This window comes from Streptomyces gelaticus (genome assembly GCF_014649535.1).
GTDB classification, from domain to species: Bacteria; Actinomycetota; Actinomycetes; order Streptomycetales; family Streptomycetaceae; genus Streptomyces; species Streptomyces gelaticus.
Map to the genome: position 1 here is coordinate 87051 of NZ_BMTF01000017.1, position 20930 is coordinate 107980.

Here is a 20930-nt window from a genome sequence, read left to right on the forward strand (position 1 = left end):
CGGGGGAACGAAGAGAAGGCCGATCGGTCACTCGGCACCGTAGGGATTCGAACCGCGGTGAGTGCACAGCACACGGCCCGGATGCGTCCCTTCCCACTCGAATGGGCGCATCCGGGCCGTGTGGACCGTATGAGGGTGACGGCTGGAAGCCGGTCAAGCAGTGGTCAAGCGATGGTCGAGCCGAAAGGCCGTCCGACCGGCGGCCGATCCGTGGTCGGCCGCCGGTCGGGGTGCCGGTCAGAGCTTGGTCCATGCCTCCGTGAGGACGTTGCGCAGGATGCCCTCGATCTCGTCGAACGTCGACTGGTCGGAGACCAGCGGCGGCGCGAGCTGGACGACCGGGTCGCCACGGTCGTCGGCCCGGCAGTACAGGCCGTTGTCGTACAGCGCCTTGGAGAGGAAGCCGTACAGGACGCGCTCGGTCTCCTCGTCGGTGAAGGTCTCCTTGGTGGCCTTGTCCTTCACCAGCTCGATGCCGTAGAAGAAGCCGTTGCCGCGGACATCGCCGACGATCGGCAGGTCGAGCAGCTTCTGGAGCGTCGTGAAGAAGGCGTTCTCGTTGTCCAGGACGTGCTGGTTGAGGCCCTCGCGCTCGAAGATGTCGAGGTTGGCGAGACCGACCGCTGCGGAGACCGGGTGGCCACCGAAGGTGTAGCCGTGCAGGAAGGTGTTGCCACCCTCGTAGAACGGCGCGGCGATGCGGTCCGAGACGATGCAGGCACCGATCGGGGAGTAGCCCGAGGTCATGCCCTTGGCGCAGGTGATCATGTCCGGCACGTAGCCGAACTTGTCGCAGGCGAACATCGTGCCGAGGCGGCCGAAGGCGCAGATGACCTCGTCGGAGACGAGCAGCACGTCGTACTTGTCGCAGATCTCGCGGACACGCTGGAAGTATCCGGGCGGCGGCGGGAAGCAGCCACCGGCGTTCTGCACCGGCTCCAGGAAGACCGCGGCGACGGTCTCCGGGCCCTCGAAGAGGATCTCCTGCTCGATCTGGTCGGCGGCCCAGCGGCCGAAGGCCTCGGGGTCGTCGCCGTGGATCGGGGCGCGGTAGATGTTGGTGTTCGGCACCTTGTGCGTGCCGGGGACCAGGGGCTCGAAGGGGGCCTTCAGGGCCGGCAGGCCGGTGATGGAGAGGGCGCCCTGCGGGGTGCCGTGATAGGCGACCGCACGCGAGATGACCTTGTACTTGGTCGGCTTGCCCTGGAGCTTGAAGTACTGCTTGGCCAGCTTCCAGGCGGTCTCGACGGCCTCGCCGCCACCGGTGGTGAAGAAGACCTTGTTGAGGTCGCCCGGCGCGTAGTCGGCCAGGCGCTCGGCCAGCTCGACGGCCTTCGGGTGGGCATAGGACCACACCGGGAAGAAGGCCAGCTCCTGGCCCTGCTTGTAGGCCGCCTCGGCGAGCTCGTGACGGCCGTGACCGGCGTTGACCACGAACAGGCCGGACAGGCCGTCCAGGTAACGCTTGCCCTGGTCGTCGAAGATGTAGGTGCCCTCGCCACGCACGATGGTGGGAACGGGCGCGTTCTCGTAGTCCGACATGCGGGTGAAGTGCATCCACAGGTGGTCGTACGCGGTTCGGCTGAGGTCCTTGCTCACGGCTATCGGGTTCCCCACATATAGGTCTGCTTCTTGAGCTTCAGGTACACAAAGCTCTCGGTGGAGCGCACACCGGGGAGGGCCCGGATGCGTTTGTTGATCGTTTCCAGCAGGTGGTCGTCGTCCTCGCAGACGATCTCCACCATCAGGTCGAAGGAGCCCGCGGTCATCACCACGTACTCGCACTCGGCCATGGCCGACAGCGCTTCCGCGACGGGATCGAGGTCGCCCTCGACATTGATGCCGACCATCGCCTGACGCCGGAACCCCACGGTGAGGGGATCGGTGACGGCGACGATCTGCATCACGCCCTGATCGAGCAGCTTCTGGACGCGCTGGCGCACGGCCGCCTCGGAGAGGCCGACGGCCTTGCCTATCGCGGCGTACGGACGGCGTCCGTCCTCCTGGAGCTGCTCGATGATTGCGAGGGACACGGCATCGACCGCTGGTGACGATCCGTTCCCGGTCCTGGAGTCTGCGCTGCGACTGGCCACGGCTCCACTGTGCACCGGGACTCGTCGGTCTGGCAACCCCAGATCGATGAAATTCGTTGTTTGGAGGTCTTGATCTCACTGAATCCGAAGTTCGCGGCGGTTGGCCATGTCGAAAGCGATACCCGAGCGACTACCCTGGGCATCTCACACATTGGACGTGTCGACAGGAGGGGTGGTTGTGACCACCGAGGTGCGCCGTCTGCGCAACTACATCAACGGAGAATTCCGGGACGCCGCTGACGGGCGGACCATCGATGTGATCAACCCGGTGACGGAAGAGGTCTACGCGACCTCGCCGCTGTCCGGGCAGGCCGATGTCGATGCCGCGATGGACGCCGCAGCGGTCGCTTTCCCCGCCTGGCGCGACGCCACGCCCGCCGAGCGCCAGAAGGCCCTGCTGAAGATCGCGGACGCCTTCGAGGAGCGCGCCGAGGACCTCATCGCCGCCGAGTCGGAGAACACCGGCAAGCCGCTCGAAGCCGTCCGCACCGAAGAGGTCCCCCCGATGGTGGACCAGATCCGCTTCTTCGCGGGTGCGGCCCGGCTGCTCGAGGGCCGCTCGGCCGGCGAGTACATGGAGGGCCTGACCTCCATCGTCCGGCGTGAGCCGGTGGGTGTCTGCGCGCAGGTCGCGCCGTGGAACTACCCGATGATGATGGCCGTCTGGAAGTTCGCCCCGGCGCTCGCCGCGGGCAACACCGTCGTCATCAAGCCGTCCGACACCACCCCGGCGTCGACCGTGCTGATCGCCGAGATCATCGGCCAGATCCTGCCCAAGGGCGTCTTCAACGTCATCTGCGGCGACCGGGACACCGGCCGCGCGATGGTCGAGCACCCGACCCCGGCGATGGCCTCCATCACCGGCTCGGTCCGGGCCGGCATGCAGGTCGCCGAGTCCGCCTCCAAGGACGTCAAGCGGGTCCACCTGGAGCTCGGCGGCAAGGCCCCGGTCGTCGTGTTCGAGGACACCGACATCGCCAAGGCCGTCGAGGGCATCTCCGTCGCGGGTTACTTCAACGCCGGCCAGGACTGTACGGCCGCCACCCGCGTCCTGGTCCACGAGTCCATCCACGACGAGTTCGTCACCGCGCTCGCCAAGGCCGCCGCCGATACCAAGACGGGGCAGCCGGACGACGAGGACGTGCTGTACGGCCCGCTCAACAACGCCAACCAGCTCAAGCAGGTCAGCGGCTTCATCGAGCGCCTGCCCGCCCACGCCAAGGTCGAGGCGGGCGGCCACCGGGTCGGCGACAAGGGCTACTTCTACGCCCCGACGGTCGTCTCCGGCCTCAAGCAGGACGACGAGATCATCCAGAACGAGGTCTTCGGCCCGGTCATCACCGTCCAGAAGTTCACGGACGAGGCCCAGGCCGTGGAGTACGCCAACGGCGTCGAGTACGCCCTGGCCTCCTCGGTGTGGACCAAGGACCACGCCCGCGCCATGCGGATGTCCAAGAACCTCGACTTCGGCTGCGTGTGGATCAACACCCACATTCCGCTCGTCGCCGAGATGCCGCACGGCGGCTTCAAGAAGTCCGGCTACGGCAAGGACCTCTCCGCGTACGGCTTCGAGGACTACACCCGCATCAAGCACGTCATGACCTCGCTCGACGACTGATATCCCGTCAGCAGGCAGGTCACGGCCCCGGGCACGCGCCCGGGGCCGTCGCCTTTCCCCGGTGCCGATCCGCCTCCCGGAATCGACAGGGTGTGCGGACGGAGCGCGTGCCGCTGGACGGTTGGTCCATTGCCCGCCCCGCCGGCCGACCGGCATCCTGCGCAGGTGCGAGCAACCCCGAAGAACCTCATGTCCCGCCGGTCCCTGCTGCGCGCCTTCGGAGCCACGGCCGCCGGTGTCACGCTGGCCGGCTGCGGAGTGCCCGCCGCCTATGTGGAGCCCGGTGACCGCGCCGGACGCGACACCTCGGCGAGCGACCGCACCCTGCACTTCGCGAACTGGCCCCTCTACATCGACACCGACGACGAGGACTCGTCGAAGCGGCCCACCCTCGACGCCTTCGGCAAGCGGACCGGGATCTCCGTCACGTACACCGAGGAGATCAACGACAACGACGAGTTCTTCGGGAAGATCAGCCCGGCGCTGATGAACCACCAGGAGACCGGCCGCGACCTGATCGTCATGAGCGACTGGATGTCCGCCCGGTTCGTACGGCTGGGCTGGGTGCAGGAGATGGACCGGGCGAAGCAGCCGAACGTGGCCAAGTACCTGGACCCGCAGCTGCGTTCGCCCGCCTTCGACAAGGGCCGGATGCACAGCGTCCCCTGGCAGTCCGGGATCACCGGCATCGCCTACAACCGCAAGAGGCTCGGCCGCGAGATCAAGCACCTGAGCGATCTGTGGGCGGACGACCTGCGCGGCAAGGTGACCCTGATGTCCGGGCTCGACGAGTCCATGGCCCTGCTGATGCAGGGCAACGGCGTGGACATCACCCGCTGGCGGCCCGACGACTTCTACCGGGTGTGCGACCAGGTCGAGAAGCTGGTGAGGAAGAGGCACATCCGCCGCTTCACCGGCAACGACTACATCAAGGACCTGTCGACCGGCGACGTGCTCGCCTGCCAGGCCTACTCCGGCGACGTCATCCAGCTCCAGGCCGACAACCCGGAGATCGAGTTCGTCGTTCCCGAGGAGGGCGCCGAGCTCTGGGCGGAGTCGCTCATGATCCCCAACCTCGCGCGCCACAAGCGCAACGCGGAGCGGCTCATCGACTACTACTACGAGCCGGAGGTCGCCGCCGAGCTGGCGACCTGGGTCAACTACGTCTGCCCCGTTCCGGCCGCCCGTGACGTGCTGGCCTCCGCCAAGGACAAGGAGACCGCCGCACTCGCCGAGGACCCGCTGATCTTCCCCGACGACGCGATGCGCAAGCGGCTCGCCATCGCCCGCGACATCACCTCCGAGGAACGCACCGGATTCGCGAAGAAGTGGAACGCCATCGTCGGGCTCTGAGCCGTACCAGGGGTGGCGCAAGGGGCCGGTAACCGCGGGCGTACGCTGCGGACATGAGCGAGCGAAGAGCCCTGCTGAGGCGCATACGCGTGTGGTTGGTCGTCTTTATCGTCTGTCTGGTCCTGAGCGGGCTGACCGCCTTCCCGCTCGTGCACGAACTCCACTGGGCCGAGGATCTGTTGAGGTCCTCGGCCTCTCCCGTGCCTGAGCACTTCCCGGCCCTGATGGAGTGGATCACCAAGGTCCGCACCGGCCTCGACGAGGCCGATGCGAAGTACCCCTTCGTGCTGTACGGCACCGATTGGCTGGCCTTCGCGCATCTCGTCATCGCGGTCGCCTTCTACGGCCCCTACCGCGACCCGGTCCGCAATATCTGGGTCATCGAATTCGGCATGATCGCCTGCGCCGGGATCATCCCGCTCGCGCTGATCTGCGGGCCCATCCGTGGCATCCCCTTCTGGTGGTCCGTCATCGACATGTCGTTCGGTGTCTTCGGGGTGATCCCGCTGCTCGTGGTGCGCCGCATGATCAAGCAGCTGGAGGCGGTGGAGCGGACACCGCGGCCGGAGCCCGCTGCGACGACCGCTCCGGCGGTCTGAGTCACCCGGCCGACGGGGCGCCGAAGGCTGGGTGCCGGGTGCGAAGTCCCGCTCCTGAGAAGTGGCTTCGCGCAGGGTCTGCACCGGGTCGTGCGGGTCGAAGCGGTCGGCAGGTCCCGCATGCGCATCGGACGGTGCCGTCAGGGCTTCCGCGCCACCGCGCCGAACTGCGCGACCCGTGCCGCCCCGGGCTCGGCGCGCCACTGCGCGCACGACACGATCCCCGGCTCCACCAGGTCGAGCCCCGCCAGGAAACCGGCGAACTCGGCGCGTCCGCGGGCGGTGATCGGCGGGACGGCGTTCTCGTTCCAGAACCGCATCGCCGCCTCGTTGCCCTCACCGCCCAGCTCCAGGGTGGGGTGGGTGAGCACCAGATGGCTGCCGGAGGGCAGCGCGTCCATCAGTGTGCGCACGATGCGCCGCGCCTCGTCCGTGTCGAGTACGAAATTGAGGATGCCCAGGAGCAGGACCGCGACCGGCCGCTCCAGGTCGAGGGTCGGCTGCGCGGCGCGCAGGATCCGCTTCGGCTCGCGGGCGTCCGCGTCGATGTACAGGGTCGCACCCCGGGGCGAGCCGGCCAGCAGCGCGCGGGCGTGCGCCAGCACGGTCGGGTCGTTGTCGACGTACACGACACGGCAGTCGGGAGAGGTGTGCCGGGCGATCTCGTGCGTGTTCCCGGCGGTCGGCAGACCGGTGCCGATGTCCAAGAACTGCCTGATCCCCGCCTCACCGGCCAGATAGCGGACCGCCCGCCCCAGGAACGCCCGGTCGGCGCGCGCCACTTCGCCGATGCTCGGGTACAGGGCGGTGACCCGGTCGCCTACCGCGCGGTCCACCGGGTAGTTGTCCGTGCCGCCGAGCCAGTGGTTCCAGACCCGCGCGTTGTGGGCGACATCGGAACGGACGTGGTCGGGGACGGGGGTGGTGCGGGGATCGGTCACGACGCTGCTCCTCCTGCTCCGGGCCCGGCATCACGGACGATGGGGCATGTCCATGATGCCGGACCAATCAAGAAGAGCCGTCGGCCGGGGAGTTGACGAGGACGCGGTGCAGGACGTCGACCCGGTTGGTGGTGATCGAGTCGACGCCGTGCCGCACGAGGCGGCGCATGGTGCGCCCGGTGTCGGCCGTCCATGCGGAGACCAGCAGCCCGTCCCGGTGCAGACGGCCCGTCAGCTCCCGGTCCACCAGCCCGAACCGGTAGTTCAGCCAGCGCGGCCGCACCGCGTCGAGCAGCGCGGCGCGCGGCGGCGCGAGGGTCGTCCAGGTCAGGGCGATCTCGGCCCCCGGGTCGGCGGCCCGCACCCGGAGCATGGCGTCGGCGCCGGCGCAGTAGTACACCCGCTCGCCGGCCCCGCACTCGTGCACCGCGGCGACGACCCTCGGCACGGAGCCGTGGGTGGAGCCCGGCAGGTCGATCATGATCCGGTGCGCCCCGGCGGCGAGCAGCGCCTCGCGCAGGGTGGGCACACCGCCCCGGGTCAGTTCGGTGAGCTCTCCGTGGGTCAGCCGGTCGAGCCGCACGTCATGGCCCCACAGCCGCTTCAGCGTGGAGTCGTGCAGCAGGACCGGCACGCCGTCGCGGGTGACCCGTACATCGATCTCGACGGCGTCCGCCCCCCGGCCGAGGGCGGAGCGGATCGAGGGGAGTGTGTTCTCGCGGACACGGTAGGGATCGCCGCGATGTGCCACGGCGATGACTGAGCTGACCATGGGGCCATTGTGACCACGGGTCACCGGCCGGGCTGCTCCAGCCAGTTGGCCGTGTACGTGTCGATCTCGGCGTCCAGCTTCCGCTTGCCGGCCGCGTCGAGGTAGGACGCCTCGACCGCGTTCTTCGCCAGCGACGCGAGACCCCGCTCGTCCAGACCGAGCAGGCGGGCGGCCACCCCGTACTCGTTGTTGAGGTCCGTGCCGAACATCGGCGGGTCGTCGCTGTTGATGGTCACCAGTACGCCCGCGTCGACCATCTCCTTGACCGGGTGCTGCTCGATGTCCGCCACCGCGCGGGTCGCGATGTTCGAGGTCGGGCAGACCTCCAGCGCGATGCGGTGCTCGGCGAGATGGGCCAGCAGCTTCCGGTCCCGGACGGAGCTGGTGCCGTGGCCTATGCGCTCGGCGCGCAGATGGGTCAGGGCGTCCCAGACGGTCTGCGGCCCGGTGGTCTCCCCGGCGTGCGGCACGGAGTGCAGGCCCGAGGCGATCGCCCGGTCGAAGTAGGGCTTGAACTGCGGGCGTTCCACACCGATCTCCGGACCGCCGAGACCGAACGAGACGAGCCCTTCGGGCCGCAGGTCCACGGCGAGCCGGGTGGTCTCCTCGGCGGCTTCGAGCCCGGCCTCGCCCGGAATGTCGAAGCACCAGCGCAGTACGACCCCGAGCTCGGCCTCGGCGGCCTTGCGGGCGTCCTCTATGGCCTCCATGAACGCCTGCTCCGGGATGCCGCGCCGGGTCGAGGAGAACGGGGTCACGGTCAGCTCCGCATAGCGGATGTTCTGCCGTGCCATGTCGCGGGCGACCTCGAAGGTCAGCAGGCGGACGTCCTCCGGAGTGCGGATCAGGTCCACGACGGAGAGGTACACATCGATGAAGTGCGCGAAGTCCGTGAAGGTGAAGTAGTCGGCGAGCGCCTCGGGGTCGGTGGGGACCTTGGAGTCGGGGTGGTGCGCGGCCAGCTCGGCGACGATACGGGGCGAGGCGGAGCCGACATGGTGGACATGCAGTTCGGCCTTGGGCAGCCCCGCGATGAAAGGGTGCAGATCGGTCAACGGAATCTCCGGCGCGTGGGACGGTTCGGGTGCCGGGCACGGTCGGCCGGGCAGGGGACGGGGATCATCGTAGGCCGGGGCCCCCGGCGGGCGCAGGGGCCGTAGCATGACGGGACCACGATGGGGGAGGCCCATGTCAGACAACACAGAGCAGCCCGAGGGCGGGGCCGCGCCGCGCGATCCGTGGGCTCCGCCGGACAGCAAGGTGCCGCTGGAGAAGCCGGCCGGCGATCCTCGCCCGCCCGCTGTGCACCAGCAGCCCACGGTCACCTCGATGCCGGGCACCGGGGACGGCCCCGCACCGGCCGACGCACCGCCGCCGGCGTTCGGTTCGCCGGCGCAGAGCGGCCCGGTGCCCGGAACCGGATTCGGCCCCGGTCCCGGTGAAGTACCGCCGCCGCCGCTCGGGCCGAACGGACCGGGCCAGCAGATCCCGCCGACCGCCGGACAGTACGGCTACCCGGCCGCGCCGTCCCCGCAGTACGGCGGCTACCCGGGATACCCCGGCTACAACCAGGCGCCCTGGGGCGGCCCGCCGCCCGCCAACGGCATGGGTACCGCGGCCATGGTGCTCGGCATCCTGGCCGTCTGCATGTTCTGCGTCTACGGGATACCCAGCCTGATCCTGGGCGTACTGGCCCTGATCTTCGGCATCCTCGGGCGCAAGAGGGTGCAGCGCGGTGAGGCGAACAACAGCGGTCAGGCGCTCGCCGGGATCATCATGGGATCCATCGGCATCGTCTTCGGTGTGGCGATCATCAGCTTCTTCATCTGGCTGTTCGCCACCCACGCCGAGGAATTCGAGGACAGCGGCTACAACGACGACCCGTACTCCACGTCCCTGGTCGTCGACGTCAGCCGGTAGCAGCCTTCGGGTGACGGACCCCCGCGGTACCGGCGCCGCTGTCACCGCCGATGGCCCGGCGGGGCCGTGTCCCGGCCCCGCCGGGCCATCGGGCGTCCGGGCGGGGACTCATGAGGCGCGCAGCTCCGCCCGCGCCTCCATCAGCGCGAACCCCAGCAGATTCAGGCCCCGCCAGCTCGCCGGACTGGCCGCCCGCGGGTCGTCCGCCGCCAGTCCGATGCCCCAGATCCGGTCCATCGGGCTCGCCTCGACCAGCACCCGGTCCCCGGTGTTCAGCAGGAACTCCCGCAGCTGTGGATCGCCGCCGAACTTGTGCACACTGCCGGCCACCACCAGCGCGAACCGCTCGCGCTCCCATGTCGCGTCGTCGAAACCGCGGACCAGCCGGCCCACCTTCTTCGCCGCCGCCGGGCTCTTCGCCGCCACCGCCGCGGCCTCCGACTCCGCATCGCCGAACAGCCGGGCCTTGGCGGCCATCATCCAGTGCTCGGCCGAGGCGTACCGCACGCCGTCGACCGTGAACGGCGAGGGCCACCACTGGCTGAGGCAGCTCGCGCCGATGTGGCCGTCGGGCCGCGGACGGTGCCCCCAGAAGTGCAGGTACTTCACCTTCTCGCCGCGCGCGGTCCGCGCCAGGAGATCGTCCATGTGTTCCATGACATGCGATTCTGGCATTCGCCACTGACACTACGTACGGGGATTTCCGCGGCGACGCGACACATGGTCGACAGATTCCGTCGCGTAACCAAAAGGCAACAACGGAATCACTTGTTGGTGTTGATCCCCTCTGCCAGGATCGGCACTCAAATCGAGCAGAGGCTACGCCGCCCCCGTGCTCCGGGGTGCGCGGCGGAGGAGATCGTCATGGGCAACGGCATCCAGGTGCGGGACCGCTTCGCGGACGGCGCACAGTACATCGGCGGAAAGCTGCGGTCCGGAACATCGGGACGTCACCACGACGTGGTGAACCCTGCGACGGGCCAGACCGTCTACAGCTACGAACTGGCGGGCACCGCGGACGTGGACGCCGCCGTGGCAGCCGCACGCGAGGCATTCCCCGGCTGGTCGGGCACGACACCCGCCGAGCGCTCCGAGGCGATGCACCGCTTCGCCGCCGTCCTCGCCGAGCAGGCCGAGGACTTCGCGTACGTGGAGTCCCTCCAGTGCGGCAAGCCGATCAAGCTCTCCACCGAGTTCGACGTGCCCGGCACCGTGGACAACACCTCCTTCTTCGCCGGTGCTGCCCGCCACCTGGAGGGCAAGTCGGCCGCCGAGTACGACGGCGACCACACCTCCTACGTACGCCGTGAGGCGATCGGCGTCGTCGGCTCGATCGCGCCCTGGAACTACCCGCTCCAGATGGCCGCCTGGAAGATCCTCCCGGCCGTCGCCGCGGGCAACACCATCGTCCTCAAGCCCGCCGAGATCACCCCGCTGACCTCGCTGATGTTCGCCCAGGCGGCCACCGAGGCGGGCATCCCCGACGGTGTGATCAACATCGTCACCGGCGCGGGCAAGGACGCCGGGGAGCACCTGGTCGGCCACCCGGACGTGGTCATGACCTCCTTCACCGGCTCCACCGCCGTCGGCAAGCGGGTCGCGGAGATCGCCACCTCCACCGTCAAGCGCCTCCACCTCGAACTCGGCGGCAAGGCCCCCTTCGTGGTCTTCGACGACGCCGACCTCGAAGCCGCGGTCAACGGCGCGGTCGCCGGAGCGCTCATCAACACCGGCCAGGACTGCACCGCGGCCACCCGCGCCTATGTCCAGCGCCCGCTGTACGACGCCTTCGTGGAGGGTGTCGCCGCGCTCATGGAGACCGTCCGGCTCGGCGACCCCTTCGACCCGTCGACCGACCTCGGCCCGCTGATCAGCCACGCCCAGCGGGACCGGGTCGCCGGCTTCGTCGAGCGGGCCCGCGGCTACGCCACCGTCGTCACCGGCGGCGAGGCCCCCGGCGGCGAACTGGCGGCCGGCGCCTACTACCGGCCGACGCTGGTCGCCGGAGCCGCCCAGGACAGTGAGATCGTCCAGTCGGAGATCTTCGGCCCGGTCCTGGTCGTGCTGCCCTTCGACACCGACGACGAGGGCATCCGCCTCGCCAACGACACCCCGTACGGCCTCGCCGCCTCCGCCTGGAGCCGCGACCTGTACCGCGCCAACCGCGCCACCCGGGAGATCAAGGCCGGCTGCGTCTGGGTCAACGACCACATCCCGATCATCAGCGAGATGCCGCACGGCGGATACAAGGCCAGTGGCTTCGGCAAGGACATGTCGTCGTACTCCTTCGAGGAGTACACGCAGGTCAAGCACGTCATGTACGACAACACCGCGGTCGCCCGCAAGGACTGGCACCGCACGATCTTCGGGGACCGATAACCCGGCCGACCCGGGCCACACACACCCGAAAGGGCAACGCGCATGGAGCAGTACGAGCCCGAGCGCCTCTCCGCGGCCCAACTCGCCGCGATGCGGCGCAGCCTGACCAGCGGCCGGGGCGCTCTGACCCGCCGATCGATCCTCCGCGCCTCCGGCATGGGGGCGCTCGCGATCGGCGGACTGGGGATGCTGAGCGGCTGCGGCATCCCTCCCGCGAAGCGGGAAGGGGATGCCGCGGCGGCCTCGGACGACCACTCGGCCACGGAGAAGCAGATCAACTTCTCCAACTGGACCGAGTACATGGACGTCACCGACGACGGCAAGCACCGGCCCAGCCTGGAGGCGTTCACCGAACGCACCGGGATCAAGGTCAAGTACACCGAGGACATCAACGACAACGTCGAGTTCTTCGGCAAGATCAAGCCGCAGCTCGCGGCCGGCCAGGACACCGGCCGCGACATCATCTGCGTCACCGACTGGCTGGCCGCCCGCATCGTCCGCCTCGGCTGGGCGCAGAAGCTCGACGCTTCGCACCTGCCGCACGCCTACGCCAACCTCTCGGCCCAGTTCCGCTCCCCGGACTGGGATCCGGGCCGCGCCTACTCGTACCCCTGGGCGGGCATCCCCACCGTCATCGCCTACAACTCCAAGGCGACCGGCGGCCGCAAAGTCGACTCCGTCAGCCAGCTGCTCGACGACCCGAAGCTCAAGGGCCGGGTCAGCTTCCTCTCGGAGATGCGCGACTCCGTCGGCATGACCCTGCTCGACATGGGCAAGGACCCCGGCACCTTCACCGACGCCGACTACGAGGCCGCGATCGGACGGCTCCAGAAGGGCGTCGACAAGAACCAGATCCGCCGCTTCACCGGCAACGACTACACCGCGGACCTCGACAAGGGCGACATCGCCGCCTGTGTCGCCTGGGCCGGCGACGTCATCCAGCTCCAGGCCGGGAATCCGGACATCAAGTACGCGATCCCGGCCGCGGGTTACGTCATATCCAGCGACAACCTGATGGTCCCGGTGAAGGCCCGGCACAAGACCAACGCCGAGAAGCTCATCGACTACTACTACGAGCCGTCGGTCGCCGCGAAGCTCGCCGCGTACATCAACTTCGTCTGTCCGGTCGACGGGGTCCGCGACGAGCTGGCGAAGATCGATCGGGCGATGGCTGCCAACGTCCTGATCCTCCCGGACAAGGAGATGGCGTCCCGGTCGCACGCCTTCCGCTCCCTGACCAGCCAGGAAGAGACGGCGTACGAAGAGAAGTTCGCCAAGCTCATCGGCGCCTGACCGCCGCGCCCCTCCCCGGCCCACCCGATCTCCCACCGACCTCCCCCTGACACCACTGGGACCGCGATCCATGACACAGCAGCAGACAGGCGGCGACGTCCGCCTCACCGGGATCAGCAAGACGTACGGCTCCTTCGAAGCCGTCAAGCCGCTCGATCTGACCGTCCCGCAGGGCTCCTTCTTCGCGCTGCTCGGCGCGTCCGGCTGCGGCAAGACCACCACCCTGCGGATGATCGCCGGCCTGGAGGAGGCCACCACCGGCACGGTCTCGCTCGGCGGCCAGGACATCACCGGGCTTCCCCCGTACAAACGGCCCGTCAACACGGTCTTCCAGAGCTACGCACTCTTCCCGCACCTCGACATCTCGGAGAACGTCGCCTTCGGTCTGCGCCGGCGCGGCATCAAATCGGTGAAGAAGCAGGTCGCCGAGATGCTGGAGCTCGTCCAGCTCGGCGACTTCGCCAAGCGCAAGCCGCACCAGCTCTCCGGCGGCCAGCAGCAGCGCGTCGCCGTCGCCCGCGCCCTGATCAACCACCCGCAGGTGCTGCTGCTCGACGAACCGCTCGGCGCCCTCGACCTCAAGCTGCGCCGCCAGATGCAGCTCGAACTCAAGCGCATCCAGACCGAGGTCGGCATCACCTTCATCCATGTCACCCACGACCAGGAGGAGGCCATGACGATGGCCGACACCGTCGCGGTGATGAACGGGGGCCGGGTCGAGCAGCTCGGCGCCCCCGCCGATCTGTACGAGAACCCGAGGACGACCTTCGTCGCCAACTTCCTCGGCACCTCCAACCTCATCGAGGGCGAGGTCGTCTCCGCGGGCACGGACATCGTCGTGGCCGCGGGCGGCGGGAAGCTGCGGCTGCCCACCGACCGGTGCACGGCCCCGACCGTGAACGGCGGCAAGCTGCTCCTCGGCGTCCGCCCGGAGAAGATCTCGCTCGCGCACGCCGACGACGCGGACGCGATCGCGGACGGCCGCAACCGGGTCACCGGCCGGATCGTCGACTCCAGCTTCATCGGAGTGTCCACCCAGTACGTGGTGGAGAGCCCGGCCGGCGAGGCGCTGCAGGTCTACGAGCAGAACATCGAGCGCGACGCCCGGCTCACGCCCGGCGCCGAGGTCGTGCTGCACTGGAATCCGGCGCACACCTTCGGGCTGGACGCCGCCCAGGACATCGACGCCGGTGTGGAGACGGTGGAGGACGCGGCGTGACCGTCACCAAGGAGGCGCCACCGGCGCCCGTCACGGCGGAGCTCAAGGTACGCAAGCCCTCCACCCGCAAGCGTCTCGTCCCGTACTGGCTGCTGCTCCCCGGCATCCTGTGGCTGCTGGTCTTCTTCGCGCTGCCGCTGGTCTACCAGGCGTCGACCTCCGTGCAGACCGGATCCCTGGAGAAGGGATTCGAGGTCACCTGGCACTTCCAGACCTACTGGGACGCGCTGACCGACTACTACCCGCAGTTCGTCCGGTCCCTGCTGTACGCGGGCACCGCCACGCTCCTGTGCCTGCTGCTCGGCTACCCGCTCGCCTACCTCATCGCGTTCAAGGCCGGCCGCTGGCGCAACGTCGTCCTGGTGCTGGTCATCGCGCCGTTCTTCACCAGCTTCCTGATCCGCACGCTCGCCTGGAAGACGATCCTCGCGGACGGCGGCGCGGTCGTCGACGTACTGAACACCCTGCACGTCCTGGACGTCACCAGCTGGCTCGGCTGGACCGAGTCCAACCGGGTGCTGGCCACGCCGATGGCGGTGGTCTGCGGTCTCACGTACAACTTCCTGCCGTTCATGATCCTTCCGCTCTACACCTCGCTGGAGCGGATCGACGGCAGGCTGCACGAGGCGGCCGGCGACCTGTACGCCACCCCCGCCACCACCTTCCGCAAGGTGACCTTCCCGCTCTCCATGCCCGGCGTCGTCTCCGGAACGCTGCTCACTTTCATCCCGGCCAGCGGTGACTACGTCAACGCCGAACTGCTGGGCTCCACCGACACCAAGATGGTCGGCAGCGTCATCCAGACCCAGTTCCTGCGGGTCCTGGACTATCCGACGGCGGCCGCGCTCTCCTTCATCCTCATGGCGGTCGTCCTGATCATGGTCACCGTCTACATCCGACGCTCCGGGACGGAGGACCTGGTCTGATGCCCGTACTGCGCTGGATTCGCCGGAATCTGATCGTCATCGCTGGTCTGCTGACCCTCGCGTACATGATCCTGCCGAACGTCGTCGTCATGGTGTTCTCGTTCAACAAGCCGAACGGGCGCTTCAACTACGCCTGGCAGCGTTTCTCCCTGGACGCCTGGAAGGACCCCTGTGGCGTCGCCGACATGTGTGGCTCGCTCTCGCTGTCCCTCCAGATCGCCGTCTGGGCCACCGTGGGCGCGACCGTGCTCGGCACGATGATCTCCTTCGCGCTGGTCCGCTACCGCTTCCGGGCGCGCGGCGCGATCAATTCGCTGATCTTCCTGCCGATGGCGATGCCCGAGGTCGTCATGGCCGCCTCGCTGCTCACGCTCTTCCTCAACATGGGCGCACAGTTGGGCTTCTGGACGATCCTGATCGCGCACATCATGTTCTGCCTGAGCTTCGTCGTGACGGCAGTGAAGGCACGCGTCATGTCGATGGACCCGAGGCTGGAGGAGGCGGCCAGCGATCTGTACGCCGGACCCGTGCAGACCTTCCTGCGGGTGACGCTGCCGATCGCCGCCCCCGGAATCGCCGCGGGAGCGCTGCTGGCCTTCGCGCTCTCCTTCGACGATTTCATCATCACCAATTTCAATGCGGGCTCCACCGTGACCTTCCCCATGTTCGTCTGGGGATCGGCACAGCGCGGCACGCCCGTGCAGATCAACGTCATCGGTACGGCGATGTTCATCATTGCCGTCATGGTGGTCGTCGTCGGCCAGCTCATCGCGAACCGGCGCAAGAACAGCGCACGCTAGAAAGTCTGAAGGAGTTGGAAACCATGGCCCCAGCTGCCATGCGTACTGCTGCACAATCACTCTCCGACGCGAAGCCCGTGTCGTTCTGGCTGGACGACCCGGGCAGGCCCGAGGCGCTGCCCGCGCTCACCGGTGACGAGCACTGCGATCTGCTCGTCGTCGGCGGCGGCTACAGCGGACTGTGGACCGCGTTGATCGCCAAGGAACGCGACCCGGAACGGGATGTCGTACTGATCGAGGGGCACGAGGTGGGCTGGGCCGCCTCGGGGCGCAACGGCGGATTCTGCGCCGCCTCCCTCACCCACGGCCTGCCCAACGGCCTGGAGCGCTGGCCGGAGGAGATCCACAAGCTGGAGGAGCTCGGGGAGCGCAACCTCGACGCCATCGAGGCCGCCGTCGCCCGCTACGCGATCGACTGCGAATTCGAGCGCACCGGAGAAATCGATGTCGCCACCGAACCGCACCAGCTCGAAGAGCTCCGGGAATGGCACCAGGAGGCCGAGAAACTCGGTTTCACCGGAACGGAATTCCTGGACCGGGACGCGCTGCGCGCCGAAGTCGACTCACCGACATTCCTGGGCGGCATCTGGGACCGCAGGGGCGTCGCCATGCTGCACCCGGCCAAGCTGGCCTGGGGCCTGAAGCAGGCCTGTCTCGGTCTCGGGGTGCGGATCTACGAGCACACCCGGGGTCTGGAAATGGCCAGGTCCACCACGGGAATGGCGGTCCGTACCCCGTACGGAAGGGTCTTCGCGCGGCGGGTCGCACTCGGTACGAACATCTTCCCGTCGCTGGTCAAGCGGGTGCGCCCGTACACGGTGCCGGTCTACGACTACGCACTGATGACCGAGCCGCTCACCGCGGACCAGTTGGCCTCCATCGGCTGGCAGAACCGGCAGGGGCTGGGCGACAGCGCCAATCAGTTCCACTACTTCCGGCTGTCGGCCGACAACCGGATCCTGTGGGGCGGCTATGACGCGATCTATCCGTTCGGCGGCCGCTTGAGCGCCGATCTCGATCAGCGTCCGGAGACCTTCCTCAAACTCGCGGGCCAGTTCTTCGACTGTTTCCCGCAGTTGGCGGGGCTCCGTTTCAGCCATGCCTGGGGCGGGGCGATCGATACCTGTTCGCGCTTTTCCGCATTCTTCGGCACGGCCCATCAGGGCCGCGTCGCGTATGCCGCCGGATTCACCGGACTCGGCGTCGGCGCCACCCGTTTCGGGGCCGATGTGATGCTCGATCTGCTGGCGGGCGAACAGAACGAACGGACCACGCTGGAAATGGTCCGCAGCAAGCCGATGCCGTTCCCGCCGGAGCCCTTCGCCTGGGCCGGGATCGAGCTCACCAAGAGGTCCCTGGCCAGGGCGGACAGCAATGGCGGCCACCGCAATCTCTGGCTGCGGACGATGGACCGGCTGGGGCTCGGTTTCGACAGCTGAGCCGGGCGGGCCGGTCACCCTCGCGGGTGACCGGCCCGTTCGTCTGCCAACTCGTGGCCCGAACCCGCGTAATCGATCAGTGCCACCGCTCTCTCCCATGTGAACACACCGGCAATGCATGGCCGGTACACAGGGAAATGGAGGCCGGTCATGGCTGGCGCGGGGGTCGAAACAGCAGTCGAGTGGCTTGTGTCGGTGGCGCCGGATCCGGACGCCTGCCGGCGGGAATGGGAGCGCAATCCCCGCGGGGTCGCGCTCCTGCCCGCCGGCCGGCGCTGGGACGTGCTGATCCTTCCGGGGGAGCTGGGCTATCCCACCTTCGACGTACTGACCCGTCTCATCGACAGACCCGGTCCTGTTCTCTCCGACTTCGGCGACGCCCGCATGGGTTTCTTCGTGGCGCCGGGCACCGTCGCCCGCTGGGTCGGCACCGGAGTACGGGGCGTGGGACAGGGAACCTGGATCGTCGTGCCCCATCCGGGCGGGGCGTCCAACGGCGGGGTGCGCTGGCTGATCCCGCCCGACGGCTCGGGAACCCTCACCGACGCGGCACTTCTGGAGCTCGCTATGCACGACGCGGTGGCCAGGCAGGCCGAGAACGGGAGGGACTGACGGTGAACCGGCGGGCGGGGGAACGGTGTACGCGGCCGACCGGGCGGGCGGCCCGGGCTGTCAGAGGTCTTGACAAGCTGATTGGTCTGGACCATGTTGTGGCGGCCGCACCCAATTCCCCCCACGCACGGAGGCCGTTGTGGAACGCACGGGACCGCCCGCCCGATTTGCCGGAGTCGTGGCCGCCTTCGCGGCGACCCTGCTCGCCGCCGGCGGTCTGATGGGCGGCGCGGACTTCCACATCGCCATGACCGACATGCTGCTCACCGGCTTCCCGGTGGCGGGCGACCGGACCAAGGTCTTCCCCCCGCTCCGCCCCGACCAGGTCGCCATCGGTCTGCCGGCCTCCACCCAGGCGGGCAACGGCCACACCTCGCCCGCCGAGGTCACCAAGGCGCTGAACTGCCTGACGAAGAAGACCGACTGCGGCTCCTACGCCACCCACGGGACATGGCCGACGCTGCGCGGGCTGATGACGTGGTCGATCAACTGGGACCGGTTCGACAACGGGGAGTTCTCGAAGAACTTCGACGCCTACTTCGGCAGCTGAGGCCGAGCGGCAGAAGCAGCATTCCGCACAGGAACCAGCTGCCCAGCACATCCAGCGGCCAGTGGTAGCCGCGCAGCACCAGACCGATGCCCGTCGCCGTGGTCAGCAGGACAGCGGCGACGGGCATCATCCATGACCACGGCCGTCGCAGGTACGGCGCGACCAGCAGCGCCGCCGCCCCGTACGCCACCGCGGCCGTCGCGGCATGGCCGGACGGGAAGTAGCCGGGGGCGTCCGTCAGCGGCCCCGGACGGGCGATCCAGGCCTTCAGCGGAACGACCAGAGCCGGCACCGCGCCCATGGCGAGCGCCGCGTACAGCGGGGCACGGCGCGCACCGCGCACCAGGGCGAGAACGATCGCGCAGCCCAGCACCGGGAGTGCGATCTGCATATTGCCCAGATCGGCGAGGAATTCGGCCGGCCGGGCCGGGCCGTCCCCCACGACCGCCCGGCCGGTCCGCTCGTCGAGCGCGCGCAACGGGCCGTCGGCCGCGACCTGCCAGGTGGTGAGCGCGAACAGCGCCAGGAGGGCCGGGAAAAGGAAAAGGGCCGGCCGCCCGGGAACAGGGGGGGTGGTTCCGGGGCGGCCGGTCGGACCGGTTTGCCGCACGCCCCGGGGGGTCTGGGGCGAGCGGCCATCCGATCGGTGAGGAGTTCCGGAGCCGGAGGCTCCGGTGGTGTGCGCGAAGGCACGGCCAGGACGGCGCTGGGGAAGCTCCGGCCCGGCATCGCCCGCAGTCCCCTGCGGGCGGGGTGTTTCTCTCATCTGCAGAAACCGTACGGCAGGCGATGGAGGACCGACAGCGGGAAACAGATCCCGCCATCGGCCTCCCACACCTTCTTCACAGGCCCTCACGCGGGCCCCTCGGACCCCCTGCGGAATCGCGTTCCGGAGCCGCCGGGGTTCGCACAGGTCAGATCCGGCCGAAAGCCTGCTCGATGACGTCGAGCGCCTCGTTGAGCAGGTCCTCGCCGATCACCAGCGGCGGGAGGAAGCGCAGGACGTTGCCGTAGGTGCCGCAGGTGAGGACCAGCACACCCTCCGCGTGGCAGGCCTTGGCGAGCTTCGCGGCGGCCTCCGGGTTCGGGTCCTTCGTGCCGGACTTCACCAGCTCGATCGCGATCATCGCGCCGCGACCGCGGATGTCACCGATGATGTCGCCGTTGTCGAGCTTCGACTGCATCTCGCCGAGGCGGCCCTTCATGACCTCCTCGATGCGCTTCGCCTTCCCGTTCAGGTCCAGCTCGCGCATCGTCTCGATGGCGCCGAGCGCACCCGCGCAGGCGACCGGGTTGCCGCCGTAGGTGCCGCCGAGGCCGCCGGAGTGGGCGGAGTCCATGATCTCGGCGCGGCCGGTCACGGCGGAGAGCGGCAGACCGCCCGCGATGCCCTTGGCGGTGGTGATCAGGTCCGGGACGATGCCCTCGTCCTCGCAGGCGAACCACTGGCCGGTGCGGCAGAAGCCGGACTGGATCTCGTCGGCGACGAAGACGATGCCGTTGTCCTTGGCGAACTGGGCGATCGCCGGGAGGAAGCCCTTGGCCGGCTCGATGAAGCCGCCCTCGCCGAGCACCGGCTCGATGATGATCGCGGCGACGTTCTCCGCGCCGATCTGCTTGTTGATCTGGTCGATGGCCTGGGCGGACGCCTCGGCACCGGCGTTCTCGGCACCGGTCGGCCAGCGGTAGCCGTACGCCACCGGCACCCGGTAGACCTCGGGCGCGAACGGGCCGAAGCCCTGCTTGTACGGCATGTTCTTGGCGGTCAGCGCCATCGTGAGGTTGGTGCGGCCGTGGTAGCCGTGGTCGAAGACGACGACCGCGGTGCGCTTGGTGTGGATGCGGGCGATCTTCACCGCGTTCTCGACGGCCTCGGCGCCGGAGTTGAACAGCGCGGACTTCTTCGGGTGGTCGCCCGGCGTCAGCTCCGCGAGCTGCTCGCAGACCTCGACGTACCCCTCGTACGGCGTGACCATGAAGCAGGTGTGGGTGAAGTCGGCGAGCTGCGCGGACGCGCGGCGCACGACGGCCTCGGCGGAGGCGCCGACCGAGGTCACGGCGATACCGGAGCCGAGGTCGATCAGACGGTTGCCGTCCACGTCCTCGATGATCCCGCCACCGGCGCGGGCGGTGAACACCGGCAGGGTGGAGCCCACACCTGCGGCCACCGTCTCCAGACGGCGGGCCTGCAGCTCCACCGACTTCGGGCCGGGAATGGCAGTGACGACGCGGCGCTCCTGCGGGATTGCGGTCATGAGGGGCTCCTGGGGGGATGTTTCGGACGCTTCTTCGTGCAGGCTATGGGTGGGGCCAGGGGTACGGCATGTTCCGATCGGGAGTGGTGCCCGCGCGTCGTTGTCCGTCACGGACATAGCGAGGGGGTGCGGGGCCCCGGGGGACAGGCGAAGACATCCCG

At 69.0% G+C, this 20930-nt stretch carries 19 protein-coding genes and 1 pseudogene; 12 read left to right on the forward strand and 8 right to left on the reverse strand.

The window, feature by feature from the left end:
• Positions 1-237 precede the first annotated feature (237 nt).
• A complete protein-coding gene (locus IE107_RS23320; RefSeq protein WP_189545931.1) occupies positions 238-1617 on the reverse strand; it encodes an aspartate aminotransferase family protein in 1380 nt (459 codons plus the stop codon).
• Complete coding sequence (locus tag IE107_RS23325) at positions 1602-2108, reverse strand: Lrp/AsnC family transcriptional regulator (protein WP_189545932.1); 507 nt, start codon at positions 2106-2108, stop codon at positions 1602-1604. The genes IE107_RS23320 and IE107_RS23325 overlap by 16 nt, the downstream gene beginning before the upstream one ends.
• Positions 2109-2271: 163 nt before the next feature.
• Here IE107_RS23325 and IE107_RS23330 point away from each other — a divergent pair, with 163 nt between their 5' ends.
• From IE107_RS23330 to IE107_RS23340, 3 genes are all read left to right on the forward strand, one after another.
• The gene (locus IE107_RS23330; RefSeq protein ID WP_189545933.1) at positions 2272-3711 is read left to right on the forward strand and encodes a gamma-aminobutyraldehyde dehydrogenase; all 1440 of its coding nucleotides are present in this window, start codon (positions 2272-2274) and stop codon (positions 3709-3711) included.
• Between the two features lie 189 nt (positions 3712-3900).
• Positions 3901-5064: an ABC transporter substrate-binding protein gene (locus tag IE107_RS23335; RefSeq protein ID WP_189546042.1), complete on the forward strand. Its 1164-nt coding sequence runs from the start codon at positions 3901-3903 to the stop codon at positions 5062-5064.
• 53 nt (positions 5065-5117) lie between these two features.
• Positions 5118-5663: a hypothetical protein gene (locus IE107_RS23340; RefSeq protein ID WP_189545934.1), complete on the forward strand. Its 546-nt coding sequence runs from the start codon at positions 5118-5120 to the stop codon at positions 5661-5663.
• A gap of 140 nt (positions 5664-5803) precedes the next feature.
• Here the strand turns inward: IE107_RS23340 and IE107_RS23345 are convergent, their stop codons facing one another.
• The 3 genes from IE107_RS23345 to IE107_RS23355 all read right to left on the reverse strand — a co-directional run bounded on the left by IE107_RS23345 (position 5804) and on the right by IE107_RS23355 (position 8431).
• Positions 5804-6604 (reverse strand): SAM-dependent methyltransferase, encoded by an 801-nt coding sequence (locus IE107_RS23345; protein ID WP_189545935.1) that lies wholly within the window; start codon positions 6602-6604, stop codon positions 5804-5806.
• A gap of 67 nt (positions 6605-6671) precedes the next feature.
• Positions 6672-7376, reverse strand: coding sequence for a glycerophosphodiester phosphodiesterase (locus tag IE107_RS23350; protein WP_189545936.1), 705 nt, complete (start codon positions 7374-7376; stop codon positions 6672-6674).
• Between the two features lie 20 nt (positions 7377-7396).
• Positions 7397-8431, reverse strand: coding sequence for an adenosine deaminase (locus IE107_RS23355; RefSeq protein WP_189545937.1), 1035 nt, complete (start codon positions 8429-8431; stop codon positions 7397-7399).
• A 133-nt stretch (positions 8432-8564) separates the two neighbouring features.
• Between IE107_RS23355 and IE107_RS23360 the strand changes: the two genes are divergently transcribed.
• Complete coding sequence (locus tag IE107_RS23360) at positions 8565-9296, forward strand: DUF4190 domain-containing protein (protein WP_189545938.1); 732 nt, start codon at positions 8565-8567, stop codon at positions 9294-9296.
• 108 nt (positions 9297-9404) lie between these two features.
• On the opposite strand, the gene ybiA is transcribed toward IE107_RS23360, so the two are convergent.
• Positions 9405-9944, reverse strand: a complete 540-nt coding sequence (ybiA, locus tag IE107_RS23365; RefSeq protein ID WP_373302480.1) for a riboflavin biosynthesis intermediates N-glycosidase — start codon at positions 9942-9944, stop codon at positions 9405-9407.
• Positions 9945-10160: 216 nt separating this feature from the next.
• On the opposite strand from ybiA, the gene IE107_RS23370 reads away from it, so the two are divergent.
• The 8 genes and pseudogenes from IE107_RS23370 to IE107_RS23405 form a co-directional block, all read left to right on the forward strand.
• Positions 10161-11675 (forward strand): gamma-aminobutyraldehyde dehydrogenase, encoded by a 1515-nt coding sequence (locus tag IE107_RS23370; protein ID WP_189545941.1) that lies wholly within the window; start codon positions 10161-10163, stop codon positions 11673-11675.
• 42 nt (positions 11676-11717) lie between these two features.
• Positions 11718-12968 (forward strand): ABC transporter substrate-binding protein, encoded by a 1251-nt coding sequence (locus IE107_RS23375; protein WP_189545943.1) that lies wholly within the window; start codon positions 11718-11720, stop codon positions 12966-12968.
• Positions 12969-13038: 70 nt separating this feature from the next.
• Entirely contained in the window at positions 13039-14187 is a 1149-nt protein-coding gene (locus IE107_RS23380; RefSeq protein WP_189545945.1) for an ABC transporter ATP-binding protein, read from the forward strand.
• Positions 14184-15113 carry an ABC transporter permease gene (locus IE107_RS23385; RefSeq protein ID WP_189545947.1) on the forward strand — a complete coding sequence of 310 codons (930 nt, stop codon included), beginning with the start codon at positions 14184-14186 and terminating at the stop codon, positions 15111-15113. Before IE107_RS23380 ends, IE107_RS23385 begins: the two co-directional genes overlap by 4 nt.
• Positions 15113-15913, forward strand: a complete 801-nt coding sequence (locus IE107_RS23390; protein WP_189545949.1) for an ABC transporter permease — start codon at positions 15113-15115, stop codon at positions 15911-15913. The genes IE107_RS23385 and IE107_RS23390 overlap by 1 nt, the downstream gene beginning before the upstream one ends.
• 23 nt (positions 15914-15936) lie before the next feature.
• Complete coding sequence (locus IE107_RS23395; RefSeq protein ID WP_189545951.1) at positions 15937-17352, forward strand: NAD(P)/FAD-dependent oxidoreductase; 1416 nt, start codon at positions 15937-15939, stop codon at positions 17350-17352.
• 150 nt (positions 17353-17502) lie between these two features.
• Complete coding sequence (locus IE107_RS23400) at positions 17503-17964, forward strand: bifunctional DNA primase/polymerase (protein ID WP_189545953.1); 462 nt, start codon at positions 17503-17505, stop codon at positions 17962-17964.
• A 220-nt stretch (positions 17965-18184) separates the two neighbouring features.
• Positions 18185-18514 (forward strand): annotated as a pseudogene (locus IE107_RS23405) (chitinase); the annotation flags it as partial.
• Here the strand turns inward: IE107_RS23405 and IE107_RS23410 are convergent.
• Positions 18450-19280 carry a phosphatase PAP2 family protein gene (locus tag IE107_RS23410; RefSeq protein ID WP_189545954.1) on the reverse strand — a complete coding sequence of 277 codons (831 nt, stop codon included), beginning with the start codon at positions 19278-19280 and terminating at the stop codon, positions 18450-18452. The pseudogene IE107_RS23405 and the gene IE107_RS23410 overlap by 65 nt on opposite strands.
• A gap of 148 nt (positions 19281-19428) precedes the next feature.
• Positions 19429-20769 carry a 4-aminobutyrate--2-oxoglutarate transaminase gene (gene gabT / locus IE107_RS23415; protein WP_072487193.1) on the reverse strand — a complete coding sequence of 447 codons (1341 nt, stop codon included), beginning with the start codon at positions 20767-20769 and terminating at the stop codon, positions 19429-19431.
• Positions 20770-20930 lie beyond the last annotated feature (161 nt).